Source organism: Streptomyces sp. CA2R106 (genome assembly GCF_037034245.1).
In the GTDB taxonomy this organism is placed as follows: Bacteria; Actinomycetota; Actinomycetes; order Streptomycetales; family Streptomycetaceae; genus Actinacidiphila.
This window is the reverse complement of sequence record NZ_JBAGKC010000001.1, coordinates 472,868-490,146: the sequence shown is the minus strand read 5'-3', so window position 1 is coordinate 490,146 and position 17,279 is coordinate 472,868. Positions and strand designations below refer to the sequence as shown.

The window sequence follows — 17,279 nt, the reverse complement described above, 5'->3', positions numbered from 1 at the left end:
GGCGTATGCAGCCCGTGGCCGCTCACACGGTGTCTCCGGCTCGGCCGGGCAGGAGCAGCTCGGCGTAGGGGACGTTCCAGACGGTGGGGTGGGTGATGCCGTGGCCGTGGTGGCCGTCCTCGCCGAAGGCATCGCCATGGTCGGCGCACAGGACGAGGAGCCAGGGTCCGGCATCGGGGAGGGCGCGGAAGAGGCGGCCGAGGTGAGTGTCGGCGTAGGCGAGGGCGGCGCACTGGCTCTCCCAGGAGTCGGTGGTGGCGCCGGGGAGGTAGCCGTGGGTGGGGGTGTGGGTGGCGGAGATGTTGAGGAAGAGGAAGAGCGGCTGGGCCGGGTCGCGGTTGTGCAGGGCTTTGAGGGCGAGGTCTGTCTGGTGGCGGGTGGAGTCGGGGCTGTCGGGGCCGGTGTCCGGATTCCAGTGGCTCTCCTGGAACAGGGCGGGCAGCACGCTGCCGAGCGGGGTTTGCCGGGAGAAGAAGCCGACACCGCCGATGCAGACGGTGCGGTATCCGGCGGCGGCCAGGCCGGTGACGATGTCGGGTGCGTCGAAGACATATGTGCGTGGGCCGATGGTGGTGCCGCGTGGGGTCTGGCAGGCGAAGAGCCGGTGGGGCCGGTCGGGGCCGGACGGCACGGGCAGGAAGCCGGCGAAGAAGGACATGTGCGCGGGCAGGGTGAACGATCCCTGGGTGCGCCGCTCCTCCCATTTCCCGCCGGGTAACAGGGCCGCGAGGTGCGGGGTCTGACCGGCATGGAGGGCGGCGCGAGCGACGTCGTAGCGGAGGGAGTCGAAGGTGACGAACAGGATGTGGTGGGTGCCGACGACGTCGTTGGCGTTGATCACCATGCCGGTGTTCCTCGGTTCTGGCGTTAGTTCTCGGGCGAAGTGGTCTGGAGTTCGGGCGGGAGGAGGCCGCCGGTGGCGCGGACTTCGCGGCTGGCTTCGATGACGTCCTTGACGGTGTCGATGCCGCGCCAGTAGCCGGACAGGCGGTAGCCGACGAGGCGGCCGTCGCGGGCGAGTTCGGGGAAGGTGCTGTCCTCGTGGTCGCCCAGGTCGGGGAGCATGGGCACGACGTCGGGGTTGAAGACGTAGATGCCTGCGTTGATCCAGTACGGCAGTTCCGGTGACTGCCTGAATCCCCGGATGCGGTTGCCGTCGACGAGGTCGGCGACGCCCCAGTTGGAGCGGTACGGCGACAGCGCGACGGTGACCGCGCCGTGGTTCTCCTCGTGGTAGTCGGACAACTCGGTGAGGGAGAAGGAGCTGATGACGTCGCCGTTGAGGACGTAGAACGGCGCCTCGGGCTCCGGCAGGTGGCGTGCGGCGAACTTCAACCCCCCGCCCCGGCCGAGCGGTTCGGCTTCGATGGCGTAGCGGACGTCCTTCAGGCCGAAGCGGGCACCGTCGCCGACGTAGTCGCTGATCATCTCGTGCTTGTAGCCACCGCTGATCGTCACGGAGGTGATGCCGTGCTGGGCGAGCCACACGAGTTGGTAGCCGACGATGGGTGCGCCGGCCACGGGCACCATCGCCTTGGGGGCGTCGTCGGTGTAGGGGCGCATGCGGGTGGCCTGGCCGCCTGCCAGGATCAGCGCCTGCGGAACGGGTGTTGCGGACATGTGCGGGTACTCCTCCTACGGTGACGCCGGGGCGGCGCCCATGGCAGGCATCCTGACAGCGGACCCCGCCCGGCGAACGGACCGACGCCGACGGCGCCCGTGATCGATGCGCGGAAAACCGGGAGCCGAAGGCCGACCGGCCGGGCGAAGCGGCCCGGTGGACGTCTGCTGTACGCACCAGGCAACCGTGCGGCTACGCTGAGCGGTACCGTGAAAGCGGTGGGCGAGCATGAAACCCTTGAAAACCCGCGGATCTCGCAGGAGTTGACCGGGATGGCTCAGCAGACTCCACGCAACACCGGTCTGGCGGCACTGCTCGACGAGGCCGACTGGTCACTGACCCAGTGCGCCCGGGCGGTCAACCGCGCCGGCCAGGAGGCCGGCCTGTCGCTGCACTACGACCAGAGCGCAGTGAGCCACTGGGTGAGCGGAACCATGCCGCGCGCCAAGGTGCGGCCGATCATCGTCGAGGCGTTCGCCCGGAAGCTGAAGCGGCCCGTCACGCCTGCCGAGGCCGGTTTGGCGGATATCGGCCCTTCCTCGAACCCCGGAAGCGGAGAGACTGTTGACGATCTCCTCGAACTCGGAAAGGCGGACATGGACCCTTCCCGCCGGGGCGTGCTGACCAAGGCGCTGTACTCCGCCGCCCTCGTCGTGCCCGGATACCCCGAACTCGCCGGCTCCGACCGGGCCGCGACCGCCCGGCGCACGGCCCGGGTCGGCGCGGGCGAGGTGGAGACCGTCCGGTCGATGACCGAGCGGATCGCCGACATCCTCGACCTGTTCGGCGGCGGCCACGCACGCCCCATGGCCGCGGCCTTCCTGGTGAACACCGTCGCGCCGTACCTGCGGGCGGATGCGACCTCCGCGGTCCGCGCGGACCTGCTCTCGGCCGCCTCCGACCTGGTCTACCTGACCGGCTGGATGGCGATGTACGAACGCGAGCACGGCCTCGGCCAGCGCTACTACGTCAAAGCGCTCGCCCTGGCCGGCGCCGCCGAGGACCACATCACCTACTGCCGCACCCTGCGCGGGATGAGCCTGCAAGCCGGCAACCTCGGACACGGCACCAAAGCGCTCCAACTCGCCGACGCCGCAGCCGAAGCCTCCCCCAAGGCAGGCCCCCGGCTGCACGCCTTCCTCGCCGGCCAGCAGGCCGCCTCCGCCGCCATGACCGGAGACCGCGGTACCGCCTTCTCCCGGCTCGCCGAAACCGAGACCGCACTGTCCAAGGCCGACTCCCGCAAGGACGCCGTCGGCGGATACGACCTGTCCGCGTACCTCTTCCACACCGGCACCGTCCTGTACCACCTCGGCGACCTGCCCGGCTCCATCAAGGCCATGCAGGACTGCCTGCGCACCCAACCCGAGCAGGAACGGCAAGGACGCGTCCACGCCAACGGCCTCCTCGCCGCGCGGCAGTCCGAACTCGGCCACCTCGACGCCGCCTGCGCCACCTGGACCGCCTTCCTCGGCGACTACGAACAGGTCTCCTCCGCACGCGGCGACGAACACTTCGACACGATGCGCACGATGATCCGCACCCACCGCACCGCCCGCCCCGTACGGGCCCTGCACGAGCGCGCCCGCCAGGTCGCCGCCCGCAAAGGCACCGTCGTATAGAGCCGTCGCGGAACGTGCACGAGAGCCACTCCTACGAGGTCATAGCCCGGAGCGTCGGCGACGCTCCGGGCTTTCATGGCTTTCATGCCCCGCACCTCCCCGTGCAGTACCGCTTTGCGTGCACACACGGTTGCGTAGAGCAGGCAAGAGGCCGACGCCGAACTCCGGCGCCGCGCTTTCACGCGTCAGGAGGTGTGACCTTGAACCCCAGCAGCATCCACTGGAGCAGGCTGAATCTCACCTGCGAGCCGTCCGCCGTCCGGTACGCCAGGGCTCACGCGCGGGAAGTCCTTGAGAGATGGGGCGCAGTCCCCGAGGTCGTGGCGGACGTGCTGACGATCGTGTCCGAGCTGACCGGCAACGCTGTGCGGCACGCGGGCGGCTTCTGCCGCCCGCCGGAGTCGCGGACTGATGGGCGACGCGTCCGCGAGTGTTCGCTCGCGCTGCGCGCCAGCCGGGATAGCCTCCACATCACCGTGCACGATGAGAGCGACCAACCGCCCACCCTTCGGATTTTGTCCGGCGAGGCTGAAGACGGCCGGGGACTGCATCTCGTCGCCGCGCTCAGCCACGGTACTTGGGGTTACCACCTGGTGCCGCACGGGAAGGGCAAGGTCGTCTGGGCCCAACTCCGGCTGCTGTTACCGGCAGCCCCGCCGGTGCGCCCTGACGAGTTGTGGGACCCCCCACACTCGATGTCGCATCGCTCGCGCCCGCGTGCTCGCGCGGGCAGCGAAGGCACGACTGTTTCTGTCGCTCGGACCATTCCGTCAACGGCACGTCCTCATCATCACGAAGGCAACGGAGATCCAGCTACGAAGAGGAACCTCGCACCTTCTGGTCCGACCTCCTCTTCTGAGCTGTCGAGCAGTGCCCGCGCCTGCCGCGCGATGACCGTGGTGACCGACCACGGAAGCACGGCAACGGCAGACCCACACGGGTAGCCGTAACGCCCCTCTGCTCCGCTTCAGCGGCATGCCCGCAGGCGTCACCCACGTCGCCCGTACGCACTCCCGTCCCCGTGCGGGCGGCAGCGGCACCTGTGCCGCTGGAGCGGCCCCTTCCCCGCTCCGGCCACGCCGAGTCAAGCAGGCATCCACGCCCCCAACTCCCCGCGGGCGTGACGGACTCACGGCACCTGCCCGTGGCCGGAGCGGGCCCCACCCAACCCCCGTGCGCAGTGATCCGACGAAGGAGTCGATCCGGATGCCCAGCCGTCACCCTCGCGGCTTCACCTGCGGCCGACGCTCCTTCGTGCCGCCCGGCCTCGTCATCGCGGCACTGGGCATGGCCAACAGCGTGCCTCCGGCCTGGGACGGGCTGGTGTACAGCGCGGACGACGTCGGCAAGCTGCTGGTCTGCACGCTCCAGGCCCACCGCGGTCGCGTCCACCACGGCGTGGTGCTGAACCTGCGCGGCCCGGACACCGGCACCGTCTGGGCGGCCTGGCGTGACGGCGTCGAGCCTTGCCTCGCCGTCCTGCTTCCCGACTGCCCCGTCACCACCGCCGACGGCGACGAGGCGTGCAGCGAGTTCGCCGGGCACCCCGGGTCCCACAGCTGGGAGTTGGCCGACCCGGTCCTGCCGTCCGCGCTCCTCATGGCCTTCGGTCCGCTCCTCGCCGAGCGGGACCGGCCGCCCGACGGACGCGTGCTCGACGCCGCCACCCGATTCCACCGCCCGACCACGAACAGGAAGAACCCCGCACGATGAAGTCCACGGTCCCCTCACCCGCCGCCTTACCCACCACCGAGCCCGATGGCGCCGCCAGCCCGGCGCGGAAGTGGGTGATCACCACGACCGCTGGCGAGCAGGTCTCCGGCTACCTGCCGGACTGGGCCGCCGAGGACCCCAGCGAACAGGATGTGCCGGCGGAGGAGTTGGCCACGCGGCTTGCGGACGTCTGCCACTACAGGGAGTTCCCCGGGCAGGCCCTGCAGGCGTACTCGCCCGGCAACCCCAGCGATGCCCCCGAGGAACTGGAGGTCATGTCCTCCAGCATCACCTGCGCGCCCTACACTCCAGCTCCCGAACTGGCCCTCCCGGTTGCCACGGTGCGTGTCGCCGGCGAGTACTGGATGACCGATCTCGACCCGGCGGGTCTGGCCGAGGTCATCCAGGGCCTGCGCGCGGTGGCCGACCGGCTCGACGGTGTCGTCATTCCCCAGCTCAACGACATCCGTGCCGAGTGGGCTGCTCATCACGCTTCCGGTACGGGGGCCCGCCCGTGACCACCGACACGACGCCCGTCGTGGACCCCGTGACCACCAGCGCTGATCGACTCGCCGCCTTCCGCGCCGCGATCGCCTCCGGCCAGGTGAGCGCTCGCGCCTTGTATGCCCACCATCTCGCGTTCCTGCGCGCGAAGGCCGGCCTGTCCTTGGTCGAGCTGGCTGACCGGTGCCATTACGAGCAGTCCTACCTCCACCGCCTGGAAACCGGCGGGCGGCTGGGCAACATGCTCGTCGCCGAGACCCTCGACCGCTTCTACGGCACCGGGGAACTGCTCGCCGGACTGTGGCTGCTGGCCAAGCGCGAAGCCAAACGCGCGGCCGGCGGACTCACCGCCCTGGAAGCAGCCGCAACCAGCATCCGCGCATACGCCCTCACCACCATCCCCGCCCTCCTCCAAACCCCCGCCTACGCCGAAGAACACCTCGCCACCACCCACCCACAGTCACCAGAAGTCCTCGCCGCCCAGATCAACCAACTCCGTGAACGCCAAGCCCGCCTCACCGAGACCACACCCCATCCGGTCCGCTACCGCGCCGTCCTCGACGAACTCGTCCTCCACCGCGGCGCCCGCAACAAGGCCACCTGGGACGGCCAACTCGACCACCTCATCACCACGGCCCACGAGCCCGCGGTCACCCTCCAACTCCTCCCGCTCCACGCCGGCCCCCACGACCTACGCGGGCCCGTGCAGCTGCTGTCCTTCCGCGTCGGCGCCACCCTCGCGTACGTGCACGGCACCCTCACCGACCACATCACCGATGACCCCGACGACATCGAGCACCTCAGCCGGCAGTACGACGAACTGCGCGACCTCGCCCTCACCCCCGCCCAAACCATCGAACACCTCCACACCCTCCGCAACCCCACCCGCTGACCCACCAACTTCCGTATGCCCAAACAGGAGCTGTCGCCCATGAGCCCCACGATCCTGCTCACCAAGCCCACCAGCACCTCCCCCGAGCCCACCGCGCGGCCGCCGGAACCGACCCCGCCGACCACCTGGACCGTCACCACAGTCGAGGGCATCACTCTGACCGGCCACCAGCCCGACTGGTCCATGGACAACCCCAGCCAGACCGGCATCACGCTGGACCAAGCCGTGAACTACCTGCGCGGCTACGCCCACTACACGATGCTCCCCGTCGACCCGGTCCTTCCGCCCGCCACCCTCGACATCGACATCAACGGCACCCGCTACCGCGAGTCGACCAGCGCGCTGTTCGCCGCCCAGATCGCCTGCCACCCCTACGCCCCGCACCCGCACGAGCAGGTTCCCACCGCGAGCCTCACGATCGTCGACGCGTGGGACTTCGAGGGCCTCACCCCCACCGACCTCGCCCGCTTCGCCACCCAGATCCGCACCCAGGCCGACTACTTCGAGAACACCGTCCTCCCCGAACTGACCACCGCCCGCGAGGACTGGGTCTTGCATACAGGGGGAGGAGCTGCCGGTGCGCCGTAACCCTCCACCTGCGCACTGGCGAACTCGATCCGCCGTCGACAAGTGAGGTCTTCTCCCGTCAGCTCATCCGGATAAGCAACATGCCGGTGCCGATGGGGCCGATGCCCAAGGGCATCAGGCCCAGATGCTCCAGACACTGGCCGCAGTTGAGAGCACCACACCCCCGACCGTAAGCGCCGCCGGCCAGCCCAAACCCGACACAGCCTGTTCGAGGATGAAGAGACGAATCCAATCCCGGATGTATTCAACGTCTCCCCAACTGGACGTGTTGGGGAGAACAGCTTCCTTCTGAACCGATCTCTCCTGGGTGGTCAGCGACGTGTCGCTATTGATGCGCTTGATCTCGGACAGCTTGATCACAAGCTGTCTACGCTCATCTATGAGCTTCCGAACACCCCACACCAGGCCACCGATCGTTGATGCCGAGCCGGCCACTGTCAGAAGTGCCACCATGACTTGAACCATGCGCGAAACGTTATCGGCGACGCGGACCGGCCAACCCAAGCTTGCCGATCTGCAGCCACACTCATCCGCGTCGGAGCCGGAGAAGGGGAATTCACCGTTCAGGGTTCCCGCAGACCAAGAGTCCGATCGCGACCGGAACGGACCCACCCGAGCGTGAGCATTGCGTGAGCGGACGGTCTGACAACATCCGGTGGGGGCCGGACCCCGCGACCCGCTGGGTGGTGCTGGCCAGCAAGGCCAGCACCACCCGGCACCGTCAAACAGCCGAGATCATGAACCCTGTCGCTCTCCTAAAGCCGGTGTCGCAGGTTCGAATCCTGCCTGGGGCACATCGCCGCCGACGACGGGCCGCCCATGAGGCGGCCGCCCGGGCGGCCGTCCAGGGGTCAGGCGCCGCCGGGGGATATGCGCAGGCCGTCCAGGGTGAGGTCGAGCAGGCGCTCGGCCTGTTCGCGGTGTTCGGCGCCCGCCGAGGTGAGGGCGATGCCCTCCAGGGCCGTGCTGAGGTCGGTGGGGCGGATGTCCGTACGGATCACCCCGGCCTGTACGCACGCGTCCATCAGCTGGGCGACCGCGGCCTGGACCAGTTCGCGGCTGTGGCCGTAGGGCATGGCGCCCGTCGCGACCATGGCCCGCAGCGCGTCGATCATGCCGTACTTGGCGGTGACGTAGTCCAGGAAGAGGCGCGTCCAGACGCGCAGCGCCTGCTCGGGCGGGTGGCGGGCCAGGAGCTCGGGGACGGCGTCGCACAGGCGGGCCACTTCGTTGCGGTAGACCGCCTCGATCAGCGCCTCCCGGGTGGGGAAGTTGCGGTAGAGGGTGCCGCTGCCGACGCCCGCCTCCTTGGCGATGCGCTCGAGGTGCGCGTCCAGCCCCTCGGTGGTGAAGACGCGTACCGCGGCGTCGAGGATCTTCTCCCGGTTCCGCCGCGCGTCGGCCCGCAGCGGCCGTGCTCCTTCGCTGGTCATCCTGCCTGCCGTCCCCTTCTTCCACTGCCTCGACTTGCCAAGTGGAGGCGTCCCCGCTTAGCTTACACAACCGGAGGCGCCCCCGTTTACGGCTCGGCGGCGCCACGACGCCGGACCGCTCGCGGCCCGGCCCGCGAGAGGACACCGATCATGTCGGGTATTGAGCGTATTGAGGGCATCAAGGGTATCGAGGGCATCGAAGGCAAGGTCATCGCGATCACCGGCGCCAGCAGCGGCATCGGCGAGGCGACGGCGGTCCACCTGGCCGCCAGGGGCGCCAAGCTGGTGCTCGGTGCCCGGCGTGCGGACCGGCTGAAGGCCGTCGTGGACGGCATCACGGCGAGCGGCGACAGCGCCGTCGGGGTCGTCGTCGACGTCACCCGCCGCGAGGACCTGCGCCGCCTGACGGACACCGCCGTCGACCGCCACGGCCGCCTCGACGTCCTGGTCTCCAACGCCGGCACCATGGCCGTGTCCCCTTTCGACGACCTGCGCCAGGACGACTGGGACGCCATGGTCGCCACCCACATCACCGGCCTGCTCAACGGTATCGGCGCCGCCCTGCCGGTCTTCCGCCGGCAGCGCTCCGGCCACTTCGTCAACGTCGGCTCGACCGCCGCCTACGTCGTCAAGAGCCCCCAGGCGGTGTACGCGGCCACCAAGACGGCGGTCAAGGTACTCACCGAGGGCCTGCGCCAGGAGTCGGGCCCGGACCTGCGCGTCACTCTCGTCTCGCCCGGCTTCACCCACACCGAGGGCGTGGGCAAGGGGGCGTCCCCCGAAGCGGCGGCCGATCTGGTGCGGCAGCGCGACGAGATCGCGATGCCGCCGACCGCGGTCGCCTCGGCGATCGGCTACGCCATCGGGCAGCCCGAGGGCGTCGACGTCAGCGAGGTCGTCGTACGGCCCACCGTGCAGGGCTGAAACGCCGCGGCGGCGCCCTCGGCCCGGACGCCCGCCACCCACCGCCCATCGCCCGGCGCGTCCACCACCCACCGCCCGGCGCGCCCGCGCCCCTCCCCCGCCACACGCGCCGGGCCCCTACCGCCGGCGCCGGGCCATGACCACCAGCCCCGGACCGACCTGCTCGTCCGCGGGCAGGCGCAGTTCGGCGACCGGGTGCAGCCCGGCCTCCTCGATCAGCCGCACGTAGTCCGCCGGCCGCCACTTGTGGGTCGTCCAGCGGACGGGGACGCCGCCGTACGCCTCGGTGCGCGCCGCGTCCTCGTCGCCGACGTGCGTCGCGGTGATGAGGTACCCGCCGGGCTTCAGCGCCCGGGCGAAGTGGGCGAACACCTGGGGGAGGATCGCCCGCGGGAGGTTGAACAGCGACCACCAGCCGAGCAGGCCGCCGAACGACGCCTCCGCCAGGTCGAGTTCGGTGGCCGAGGCGACCTCGAAACGGCAGCGCGGGTACAGCCGGCGGGCGTTGGCGACCATCCGCGGGGACAGGTCCACCCCGGAGACGTCGAGGCCGCGCTCGGCGAGGTAGCCGGTGACGGTGCCGGGCCCGCAGCCGACGTCGAGGACGGGCCCGAGATCGCCCACGGAGTCGGCGAAGGCGTCGATCGCCGCTTTGAGCCACGGGTGGCGGCGGATGTCGCCGAGCCCGGTGGTGCGCACCATGCGGGCGTAGTTGTCGGCGACCTTGTCGTACGAGTCGCGGACCGCGTCCAGGTCGGCCGGCCGGTCGATCCGGCGCCCGTCGCGAGCCGGCCCGCCCCTCGCACCGGTCCCGTCGCGCTGCTCGCCGATCCCGTCCGTACTGTGCTCATCCGTACGACACTCATCCGTACGGCGTCCGTCCGTACAACGCCCGTCCTTATGCTGCTCGTCCGTATGCCGCTCGTCCCCGCGGCGTTCACTGTGCTGTGGGCTCATCAGCCCACGATAGGACGGCGCCCCGACGCCATCAGTGTCCGCAGCATCCGCCGCCCAGCGACCGCAGGCCGGGGTTCACGTCGTACATCGCCGCGGCCAAGGCCATCAACTCGGGGCCGACGTAGTCGCGTTCGGAGGCGAGCCAGCGGCCGCCCCGTCGGCGAAGGACAGTTCCGGGTCGCCCTTGAAGAAGTCGCGCAGCAGGCCGGCTACAACGGCACCCTGACCGTCGTCGCCCAGGACGTGACCGACCCGGCGGTGGCAGCACCGGGCCGCGAACACCGGCTGACCGGCCGTACGGCCGCCGCCCTTACGGCCCGAGCGTCGTAAGGGCGGCCCGGCGAACCGCCCCCGCCCACCCTGCAAGCTCTTTCGGCAAGCCGCAGAAATCTTTTGTCAGGGACATTGACGTGACGGGTGTGGCGGCAGCAAGCTCCTGCGCGGAGCCCGGCTGCCCCGGGCTCCCCTCTCGCCGGCGGCCTGGCGCGTGGCCGCCTTCACAGGGCACCGGTGTGCCCACCGACTGAAGGAGCCGCCCATGAGATCCCGGGTCCTCAACGGCGTCCTCGCCGCGGTCGTCTGCGCGGCGGGGCTGGTCGCCGCCGCGCAGACCCCGGCGAGCGCGACACCGCCGGGCACGAAGGACGTCACCGCGACGCTCTTCCAGTGGAACTGGAACAGCGTCGCCGGCGCCTGCACCAACCAGCTCGGCCCGGCCGGCTACGGCTATGTGGAGGTCTCCCCCGCCACCGAGAACATCCAGGGCAGCCAGTGGTGGACCTCCTACCAGCCGGTCAGCTACAAGTTGCAGAACCGGCTCGGCACCGAGGCGGAGTTCCAGAAGATGGTCAGCACCTGCCACGCGGCGGGCGTGAAGGTCATCGCGGACGCGGTGGTCAACCACATGTCCGCCGGCTCCGGCACGGGCACCGCCGGCAGCTCGTACACCAAGTACAACTACCCCGGCTACTACGAGGACCAGGACTTCCACACCTGCCGGCAGGACATCAGCAACTACCAGGACCGCTCGAACGTGCAGAACTGCGAGCTGGTCGGGCTCGCGGACCTCGACACCGGCAGCGACTACGTCCGCTCCACCATCGCCGCCTACCTCAACCACCTGCTGTCGCTGGGCGTCGACGGCTTCCGGATCGACGCGGCCAAGCACATCGCCGCGAGCGACCTGGCCGCGATCAAGGCCAAGTTGAGCAACCCGAACGCCTACTGGGCGCAGGAGGTCATCTACGGCGCCGGGGAGGCGGTCCAGCCCACCGAGTACGAAGGCACCGGCGATGTCGACGAGTTCCAGGGCGCGTACGACCTGAAGCGGATCTTCACCTCGGAGAAGCTCTCCTACCTCAGCCAGTGGGGCCCGTCGTGGGGCGCGGGCTACCTGCCCAGCGCCGACGCCCGTACCTTCGTGGACAACTGGGACACCGAGCGCAACGGCTCGACCCTCAGCTACAAGGACAACGCCACCTACACGCTGGCCAACGTCTTCCTGCTGGCCTGGCCGTACGGCTCACCGAACGTGTACTCCGGCTACGAGTTCTCCGACACCGACGCCGGCCCGCCGAACAACGGGCAGGTCAGCGCCTGTTACAGCGACGGCTGGAAGTGCCAGCACGCCTGGCCGCAGATCGCGCACATGGTGGGCTTCCGCAACGCGGTGGCCGGCACCGCGGTGACGAACTGGTGGGACGACGGCGGCAACGCCATCGCGTTCGGGCGCGGCAGCAAGGGCTTCGTGGCGATCAACCACGAGAGCGGCTCGCTCACGTCGACCTTCACCACGTCGCTGCCGGCGGGCACGTACTGCGACGCCCAGCACAGCGGCACCTCCTACTCCGTCGGCTCCGACGGGAAGTTCACCGCGACGATCGGCGCCGGCGACGCGGTGGCGCTGTACGTGGGCGGGCCCTGCTGACCCGTCCGCCCCCGCGGTCGAGCCGACCGCAACCGAGCCCACGTGCCCGGTCGTACCCCGGTTTCCGGGGTGCGGCCGGGCACGTTCGCGTGGGTGCCGCGAACTTCCCCGCAGGGAGCATCGATGGAAAGTTTTAGAAAGTCAAGGCGAGCGGTTGCAGGCCATCGTTGCTGTCCGAAGCCTTGACAAGCCTGGACGGAGGGTCGTTACTTCTCTCCAAGCGATGAGAAGAGAAAGTTATGGAAAGTCGTACTGAAGGAGTCCTCGTGGCCGGTGGTGCGTCGCAGACCCGCGAACGGGCGGGCACAGCGCGGGAGGCGCGAGCCGCGGCTTCGGGCCGCACCGGGCGCAAGGCGCGGCACGGGCCGCGGCGCCTCGGGGACGGGCCGGTCGCGCTGCTGTTCCTGGCGCCGGTGCTGATCGGCTTCGCGGTGTTCTACGTGTACCCGGCCATCCGCGGTGCGTACTTCTCCACGACCGACTACAACCTGCTCTCCAGCCCGCACGGGGTGGGCACGGCCAACTACTCGCGGCTGCTGCACGACCCGCTGTTCTGGAACTCGCTGAAGGTCAGCGCCTACTACGTGGTCCTCAACGTCGGCGGGCAGACGGTGCTGGCGGTGGTGCTGGCCGGGCTGATGTTCCGGCTGACCCGCTCGGTGGCGATCCGGGTGATGCTGCTGCTGCCCTGGCTGGTGCCGAACGTCACCGTCGGGCTGCTCTTCCTGTGGCTGTTCGACGCCGACCTCGGCCTGGTCAACCACGTCCTGGGCTCGGTGGGCATCGGCACCCACGGCTGGTTCACCTCGACCACCTGGGCGATGCCGACCATCGCGCTGACCAACACCTGGGCGTACACCGGCTACACCGCGCTGCTGCTGTACGCGGGCATGCTGCAGATCCCCGACCCGATCTACGAGGCCGCGCTGCTGGACGGCGCCGGGGAGCTGCGGATGTTCTTCCGGCTCACCCTGCCGCTGATCCGGCCGGTGCTCGCGCTGGTGCTGGTGGTGTCAGTGATCGGCTCGTTCCAGATCTTCGACACGGTCGCGATCACGCCCAGTCCCGGCGGCCCGGTCAACTCCACCCGGGTCATCTACTACTACATCTACGAACTGGCCTTCAAACACTTCGAAATGGGCTACGCCAGCGCGGTCGCGATGACGCTGGTCCTCATCCTCGGCGTGCTGACCATGGTGCAGATGCGGCTGCTGCGCGCATCGCGCTCGGACCTGGCCTAGGAGGACCGACGATGCCCCAACGCTCCACCGTCCCGCGCCTGCACCCCGGCCGGGTGCTCGCCTGGACCGTCCTGGTCGTGGCGCTGCTGCTGACGGTCTTCCCGTTCTACTGGATGCTGCGCACCGCGCTGACCCCCGCGCACCAACTGCTCTCCGACAACACCGGGTTGTGGCCGCACCACGCCACGCTGATCAACTTCCGCCGGGTGATCGGCCTGACCAGCCTGGCGCAGAACCAGGCCGCCGGCGGGTCGGGCGCGCAGCTGAACTTCCTGCTCTACCTGCGCAACTCGCTGATCTACTGCGCGCTGATCGCCACCGTCCAGACGTTCTGCTGCGCGATGGCCGGCTACGCGCTCGCCCGGCTCCGCTTCCGGGGCCGCGAGTTCCTCTTCACGCTCTTCGTGCTGTCGCTGATGGTCCCGCCGATCTTCACGCTGCTGCCGAACTTCGCGCTGATGAAGAACCTCGGCTGGCTCGGCTCGTTCGCCGGCATGGTCGCGCCGACGCTGCTGATGACGCCGTTCTCGGTGTTCTTCCTGCGCCAGTTCTTCCTGTCGATCCCGCGCGAGATCGAGGAGGCGGCCACCATCGACGGCGCGGGCCGGTGGCTGCAGTTCTGGCGGGTGATCGTGCCGATGAGCCGCGGGCCGCTGTTCACCATCGGCCTGATCACGGCCGTCTGGGCCTGGAAGGACTACCTCTGGCCGCTGCTGGTCGGGCCCGACCCGAGCACCCGGGTGCTGACCGCGGGGCTGGGGATCTTCCTCCAGCAGTCGCCGAACACCGCACCGGACTGGACCGGGCTGATGGCCGCGTCCGTGCTGACCGTGGTGCCCGTGGCACTGCTTCTCATCTTCTTCGGCAAGCGGCTGGTGGAGTCCATGGGCTTCACCGGTATCAAGTAAGGAAGGAACGAATCTCCATGAGACGCAACGTCCGTGTCGCGGTCGCCCTCTTCGCCGCCGCCCTCCCCGTCGGTCTGACGGCCTGCTCCAGTGACTCCTCCGGGGGTGGCAACGGCCCGGTGACCCTCAACTACGCACTGTGGGACAGCTCCCAGCTGCCCGCCTACCAGGCGTGCGCGACGGCCTTCACCAAGGCCAACCCGGACATCAAGATCAAGATCACCCAGACCGCGTGGGGCCAGTACTGGACCAACCTCACCACCGAGATGACCGCGGGCAACGCGCCGGACGTCTTCACCGACCACGTCGCCTACTACCCGAACCTGGTGAAGAACAACCAGATCCTGGACATCTCGCAGCAGGTCGCCGCCGACCACGTCGACCTGTCGCAGTACCAGAGCGGCCTGGCCGACGCCTGGGTCAAGGACGGCAAGCGGTACGGCCTGCCCAAGGACTGGGACACCGAGGCGATCGCGTACAACACCACGCTGGCCGCGAAGGCCGGCTACACCGCGGCGGACCTGGCCAAGCTGACCTGGAACCCCGACGACGGCGGCACCTTCGAGAAGTTCATCGCCAAGATGACCGTCGACACCAGCGGCCGCAACGGCCTGGACCCGAAGTTCGACAAGAAGCACGTCAAGACCTACGGCATCGAGCTGACCTACGACGACGGCTCCACCGGGCAGAGCAGCTGGGGCAACCTCGCCGCCGAGGCGGGCTTCACCTTCCTGGACAAGAACCCGTTCGGCACCAAGTACCACTACGACGACCCGGCGCTGGCCAAGACCATCGACTGGATGGCGAGCCTGGCGAAGAAGGGCTACGCCCCGGCGTACGACAAGAACTCCAGCCTCGGCCCGGACGCGGTCCTCAACGCCGGCAAGGCCGCGACGACGATGACCGGTTCGTGGAACATCAACACCTACCTGGGCTCCACCGCCACGCAGAAGTTCGCGTTCGCGCCGCTGCCGGTGGGCCCGACGGGCCGCAAGACCTTCATCAACGGGCTGTCCGACGCGATCTACGCCGGCACCAAGCACCCCGACCAGGCGTGGCAGTGGGTGAAGTTCCTCGGCTCGACCGGCTGCCAGGACATCATCGCCGCCAAGGGCGTGGTCTTCCCGGCGATCAAGACCGACAGCGCCAAGGCGCTGGCCACGCACCAGAAGGCCGGGCAGGACGTGAAGGTCTTCACCGACGAGGCCGCCGCCTCGGGCGGCACCTTCACCTACCCCATCACCGACCACGCCGACCAGGTCACGCAGGAGGTCCAGACCGACCTGGAGCGGGTCTGGCTCGGCCAGTCGGACGCCACCGCCGCGCTGAAGAAGGCGCAGAAGGCCGTCGACGGGTACTTCTCCCAGCCCTGACCGCACCTTGATCTCCGCTGCCACGACGCACCCGTGACCGGGCCGGGGCCGCCGTCCCGACCACGGCGCCCCGGCCCTCCCCCGAAGTGAAGGGACCCCATGCCCCACCTCCTGGACCTCGGTCCACTGCACATCCCCGCGCAGCTCAGCGGCCCGCCGCAGCCCGTGCCGGGCGGCCTGCTGCTGCCCGCGGGCCGGGTGGCCCTGCTGCACGGCCTGCCCGACGCCCAGGTCTACCGCCACGGCTGGAACTCCTGGAGCCCCTCGGGCTGGCGCGCGATGGACGAACCACCGCTGCGCATCGCCAACCCGATCCGCCGCCTCACCGCCGACGACACCGTCTGGGACGAGGAGGGCCGCCACCACTCCGCCGCGGTGACCGCGCTCACCGCGGGCGACGGCAACGTCCTGCTGCTCGGCTCGCTCGGCCTGGACGTGCCGCGGCTGAGCGTGGACCGCGACACCGTCACCGGCTGGTACGAGGGCGACGGCGCCCCCTGGTTCTGCGGCTACGGCCCCGAGTTGGAGGTCTTCGCCCGCTACGCCGAACTGCTCGGCGAGCACCTGGGCCGCACCGGCCGCCGGGCCGGCAACGTCTGGTCGAGCTGGTACGCGTACTACGAGGACATCGACGAGCGCACCCTGCACGCGAACCTCGCGGGGCTGGCCGGGCTGCCGTTCGACGTGTTCCAGGTCGACGACGGCTGGGAGCGGATCGTCGGCGACTGGGAGCCGAACGCCAAGTTCCCCTCGGGGATGGCCGACCTGACCGCGCGGATCAACGACGCCGGGCTCACCGCCGGGCTGTGGATAGCGCCCTTCATCGCCCGGCCCGAGTCGCGCGTGGTCAGGGAGCGGCCGCACCTGTTCCTGTCCGACGCCAACGGCACCCCGGTGCCGGCCGGCTACAACTGGGGCGGCCCGTACCACGCGCTGGACGTCACCCTGCCCGAGGCGCGCGAGCACCTGCGGCAGATCATCGAGACCGTGGTGGGCTGGGGGTTCCGCTACCTCAAGCTGGACTTCGTCAACGCCGCCGCCATCACCGCGCGCCGCCACGACCCCTCGGTGGGCCGCGAGAGCGCCTACCGCGACGCGATGCGGCTGATCCGCGAGACCGCGGGCGACGACGTCTACCTGCTCGGCTCGGGCGCGCCGGTGCTGCCCTCGCTGGGGGTGTGCGACGGCATCCGGGTGGGGCCCGACGTCGCGCCGTTCTGGACCAACTACGCCACCGAGGACCCCTCCGACGCGACCGCGGAGAACGCCCTGGTCGCCTCGGTGAACCGGCTGTGGCTCAAGGGACTGGTCGAGCTTGACCCGGACGCGGCCTACTTCCGCGACAAGCAGAGCCTGCTGACCGCGGCCCAGCGCCGGATGCTGGTGGACCTCGCGCACGTCTGCGACTTCCGGGCCACCTCCGACCCGCCGGCGTGGCTGGGCGACACCGAGCGTGCGGCGCTCGCCGACTTCCTCGGGTCGCGGCCCGCGGTCCGGCAGTTGGACCGCTACCGGTTCGCGATCGGGTCGCAGGAGGTGGACTTCACGGCGGCCGCGCTGCGCCAGGGGGACTGAC

At 70.1% G+C, this 17,279-nt stretch carries 17 protein-coding genes; 12 read left to right on the top strand and 5 right to left on the bottom strand.

All coding sequences use genetic code 11. The annotated features are described in order from the left end of the window. Nucleotides 1-22: 22 nt before the first annotated feature. The gene (locus tag WA788_RS02175) at nucleotides 23-844 is read right to left on the bottom strand and encodes an STM4013/SEN3800 family hydrolase (RefSeq protein ID WP_335970926.1); all 822 of its coding nucleotides are present in this window, start codon (nucleotides 842-844) and stop codon (nucleotides 23-25) included. A 23-nt stretch (nucleotides 845-867) separates the two neighbouring features. Beyond that, nucleotides 868-1,620 carry a nucleotidyltransferase family protein gene (locus WA788_RS02170; protein WP_335970924.1) on the bottom strand — a complete coding sequence of 251 codons (753 nt, stop codon included), beginning with the start codon at nucleotides 1,618-1,620 and terminating at the stop codon, nucleotides 868-870. A 273-nt stretch (nucleotides 1,621-1,893) separates the two neighbouring features. On the opposite strand from WA788_RS02170, the gene WA788_RS02165 reads away from it, so the two are divergent. The 6 genes from WA788_RS02165 (at nucleotide 1,894) to WA788_RS02145 (ending at nucleotide 6,940) form a co-directional block, all read left to right on the top strand. Further along, a complete protein-coding gene (locus tag WA788_RS02165) occupies nucleotides 1,894-3,243 on the top strand; it encodes a hypothetical protein (protein WP_335971264.1) in 1,350 nt (449 codons plus the stop codon). Between the two features lie 14 nt (nucleotides 3,244-3,257). Next, on the top strand, nucleotides 3,258-4,187 hold the full coding sequence (locus WA788_RS36010; protein ID WP_443033945.1) for an ATP-binding protein: 930 nt from the start codon (nucleotides 3,258-3,260) through the stop codon (nucleotides 4,185-4,187). Nucleotides 4,188-4,449: 262 nt separating this feature from the next. Beyond that, nucleotides 4,450-4,956 (top strand): hypothetical protein, encoded by a 507-nt coding sequence (locus tag WA788_RS02160; protein WP_335970923.1) that lies wholly within the window; start codon nucleotides 4,450-4,452, stop codon nucleotides 4,954-4,956. Next, a complete protein-coding gene (locus tag WA788_RS02155; RefSeq protein WP_335970921.1) occupies nucleotides 4,953-5,474 on the top strand; it encodes a DUF6907 domain-containing protein in 522 nt (173 codons plus the stop codon). Before WA788_RS02160 ends, WA788_RS02155 begins: the two co-directional genes overlap by 4 nt. Then, the gene (locus WA788_RS02150; protein ID WP_335970920.1) at nucleotides 5,471-6,352 is read left to right on the top strand and encodes a helix-turn-helix domain-containing protein; all 882 of its coding nucleotides are present in this window, start codon (nucleotides 5,471-5,473) and stop codon (nucleotides 6,350-6,352) included. The genes WA788_RS02155 and WA788_RS02150 overlap by 4 nt, the downstream gene beginning before the upstream one ends. Before the next feature lie 39 nt (nucleotides 6,353-6,391). Beyond that, nucleotides 6,392-6,940, top strand: a complete 549-nt coding sequence (locus tag WA788_RS02145; protein WP_335970919.1) for a DUF6907 domain-containing protein — start codon at nucleotides 6,392-6,394, stop codon at nucleotides 6,938-6,940. A gap of 114 nt (nucleotides 6,941-7,054) precedes the next feature. On the opposite strand, the gene WA788_RS02140 is transcribed toward WA788_RS02145, so the two are convergent. Then, nucleotides 7,055-7,393 carry a hypothetical protein gene (locus WA788_RS02140; protein ID WP_335970918.1) on the bottom strand — a complete coding sequence of 113 codons (339 nt, stop codon included), beginning with the start codon at nucleotides 7,391-7,393 and terminating at the stop codon, nucleotides 7,055-7,057. A 398-nt stretch (nucleotides 7,394-7,791) separates the two neighbouring features. Beyond that, a complete protein-coding gene (locus WA788_RS02135; protein ID WP_335970917.1) occupies nucleotides 7,792-8,373 on the bottom strand; it encodes a TetR/AcrR family transcriptional regulator in 582 nt (193 codons plus the stop codon). 186 nt (nucleotides 8,374-8,559) lie between these two features. On the opposite strand from WA788_RS02135, the gene WA788_RS02130 reads away from it, so the two are divergent. Further along, a complete protein-coding gene (locus WA788_RS02130) occupies nucleotides 8,560-9,297 on the top strand; it encodes an SDR family oxidoreductase (RefSeq protein ID WP_335971262.1) in 738 nt (245 codons plus the stop codon). A 117-nt stretch (nucleotides 9,298-9,414) separates the two neighbouring features. Here WA788_RS02130 and WA788_RS02125 read toward each other — a convergent pair whose 3' ends face one another. Beyond that, complete coding sequence (locus WA788_RS02125; RefSeq protein ID WP_335970916.1) at nucleotides 9,415-10,254, bottom strand: methyltransferase domain-containing protein; 840 nt, start codon at nucleotides 10,252-10,254, stop codon at nucleotides 9,415-9,417. Between the two features lie 538 nt (nucleotides 10,255-10,792). On the opposite strand from WA788_RS02125, the gene WA788_RS02120 reads away from it, so the two are divergent. The 5 genes from WA788_RS02120 to WA788_RS02100 all read left to right on the top strand — a co-directional run bounded on the left by WA788_RS02120 (nucleotide 10,793) and on the right by WA788_RS02100 (nucleotide 17,278). Then, complete coding sequence (locus tag WA788_RS02120; RefSeq protein ID WP_335970915.1) at nucleotides 10,793-12,181, top strand: alpha-amylase; 1,389 nt, start codon at nucleotides 10,793-10,795, stop codon at nucleotides 12,179-12,181. A gap of 266 nt (nucleotides 12,182-12,447) precedes the next feature. Beyond that, nucleotides 12,448-13,422, top strand: coding sequence for a carbohydrate ABC transporter permease (locus WA788_RS02115; RefSeq protein WP_335970913.1), 975 nt, complete (start codon nucleotides 12,448-12,450; stop codon nucleotides 13,420-13,422). Nucleotides 13,423-13,433: 11 nt separating this feature from the next. Further along, nucleotides 13,434-14,330 carry a carbohydrate ABC transporter permease gene (locus WA788_RS02110; RefSeq protein ID WP_335970910.1) on the top strand — a complete coding sequence of 299 codons (897 nt, stop codon included), beginning with the start codon at nucleotides 13,434-13,436 and terminating at the stop codon, nucleotides 14,328-14,330. A 17-nt stretch (nucleotides 14,331-14,347) separates the two neighbouring features. Continuing rightward, the gene (locus WA788_RS02105; RefSeq protein WP_335970908.1) at nucleotides 14,348-15,703 is read left to right on the top strand and encodes an ABC transporter substrate-binding protein; all 1,356 of its coding nucleotides are present in this window, start codon (nucleotides 14,348-14,350) and stop codon (nucleotides 15,701-15,703) included. Between the two features lie 99 nt (nucleotides 15,704-15,802). After that, nucleotides 15,803-17,278, top strand: a complete 1,476-nt coding sequence (locus tag WA788_RS02100; RefSeq protein ID WP_335970905.1) for a glycoside hydrolase family 36 protein — start codon at nucleotides 15,803-15,805, stop codon at nucleotides 17,276-17,278. The last annotated feature ends 1 nt before the right edge of the window (nucleotide 17,279 follow it).

Coding starts and splice junctions, on each gene's coding strand:
- WA788_RS02175 (WP_335970926.1), bottom strand. CDS start 844: ATGGTGATCAACGCCAACGACGTCGTCGGCACCCACCACATCCTGTTC.
- WA788_RS02170 (WP_335970924.1), bottom strand. CDS start 1,620: ATGTCCGCAACACCCGTTCCGCAGGCGCTGATCCTGGCAGGCGGCCAG.
- WA788_RS02165 (WP_335971264.1), top strand. CDS start 1,894: ATGGCTCAGCAGACTCCACGCAACACCGGTCTGGCGGCACTGCTCGAC.
- WA788_RS02160 (WP_335970923.1), top strand. CDS start 4,450: ATGCCCAGCCGTCACCCTCGCGGCTTCACCTGCGGCCGACGCTCCTTC.
- WA788_RS02155 (WP_335970921.1), top strand. CDS start 4,953: ATGAAGTCCACGGTCCCCTCACCCGCCGCCTTACCCACCACCGAGCCC.
- WA788_RS02145 (WP_335970919.1), top strand. CDS start 6,392: ATGAGCCCCACGATCCTGCTCACCAAGCCCACCAGCACCTCCCCCGAG.
- WA788_RS02140 (WP_335970918.1), bottom strand. CDS start 7,393: ATGGTGGCACTTCTGACAGTGGCCGGCTCGGCATCAACGATCGGTGGC.
- WA788_RS02135 (WP_335970917.1), bottom strand. CDS start 8,373: ATGACCAGCGAAGGAGCACGGCCGCTGCGGGCCGACGCGCGGCGGAAC.
- WA788_RS02125 (WP_335970916.1), bottom strand. CDS start 10,254: ATGAGCCCACAGCACAGTGAACGCCGCGGGGACGAGCGGCATACGGAC.
- WA788_RS02120 (WP_335970915.1), top strand. CDS start 10,793: ATGAGATCCCGGGTCCTCAACGGCGTCCTCGCCGCGGTCGTCTGCGCG.
- WA788_RS02110 (WP_335970910.1), top strand. CDS start 13,434: ATGCCCCAACGCTCCACCGTCCCGCGCCTGCACCCCGGCCGGGTGCTC.
- WA788_RS02105 (WP_335970908.1), top strand. CDS start 14,348: ATGAGACGCAACGTCCGTGTCGCGGTCGCCCTCTTCGCCGCCGCCCTC.
- WA788_RS02100 (WP_335970905.1), top strand. CDS start 15,803: ATGCCCCACCTCCTGGACCTCGGTCCACTGCACATCCCCGCGCAGCTC.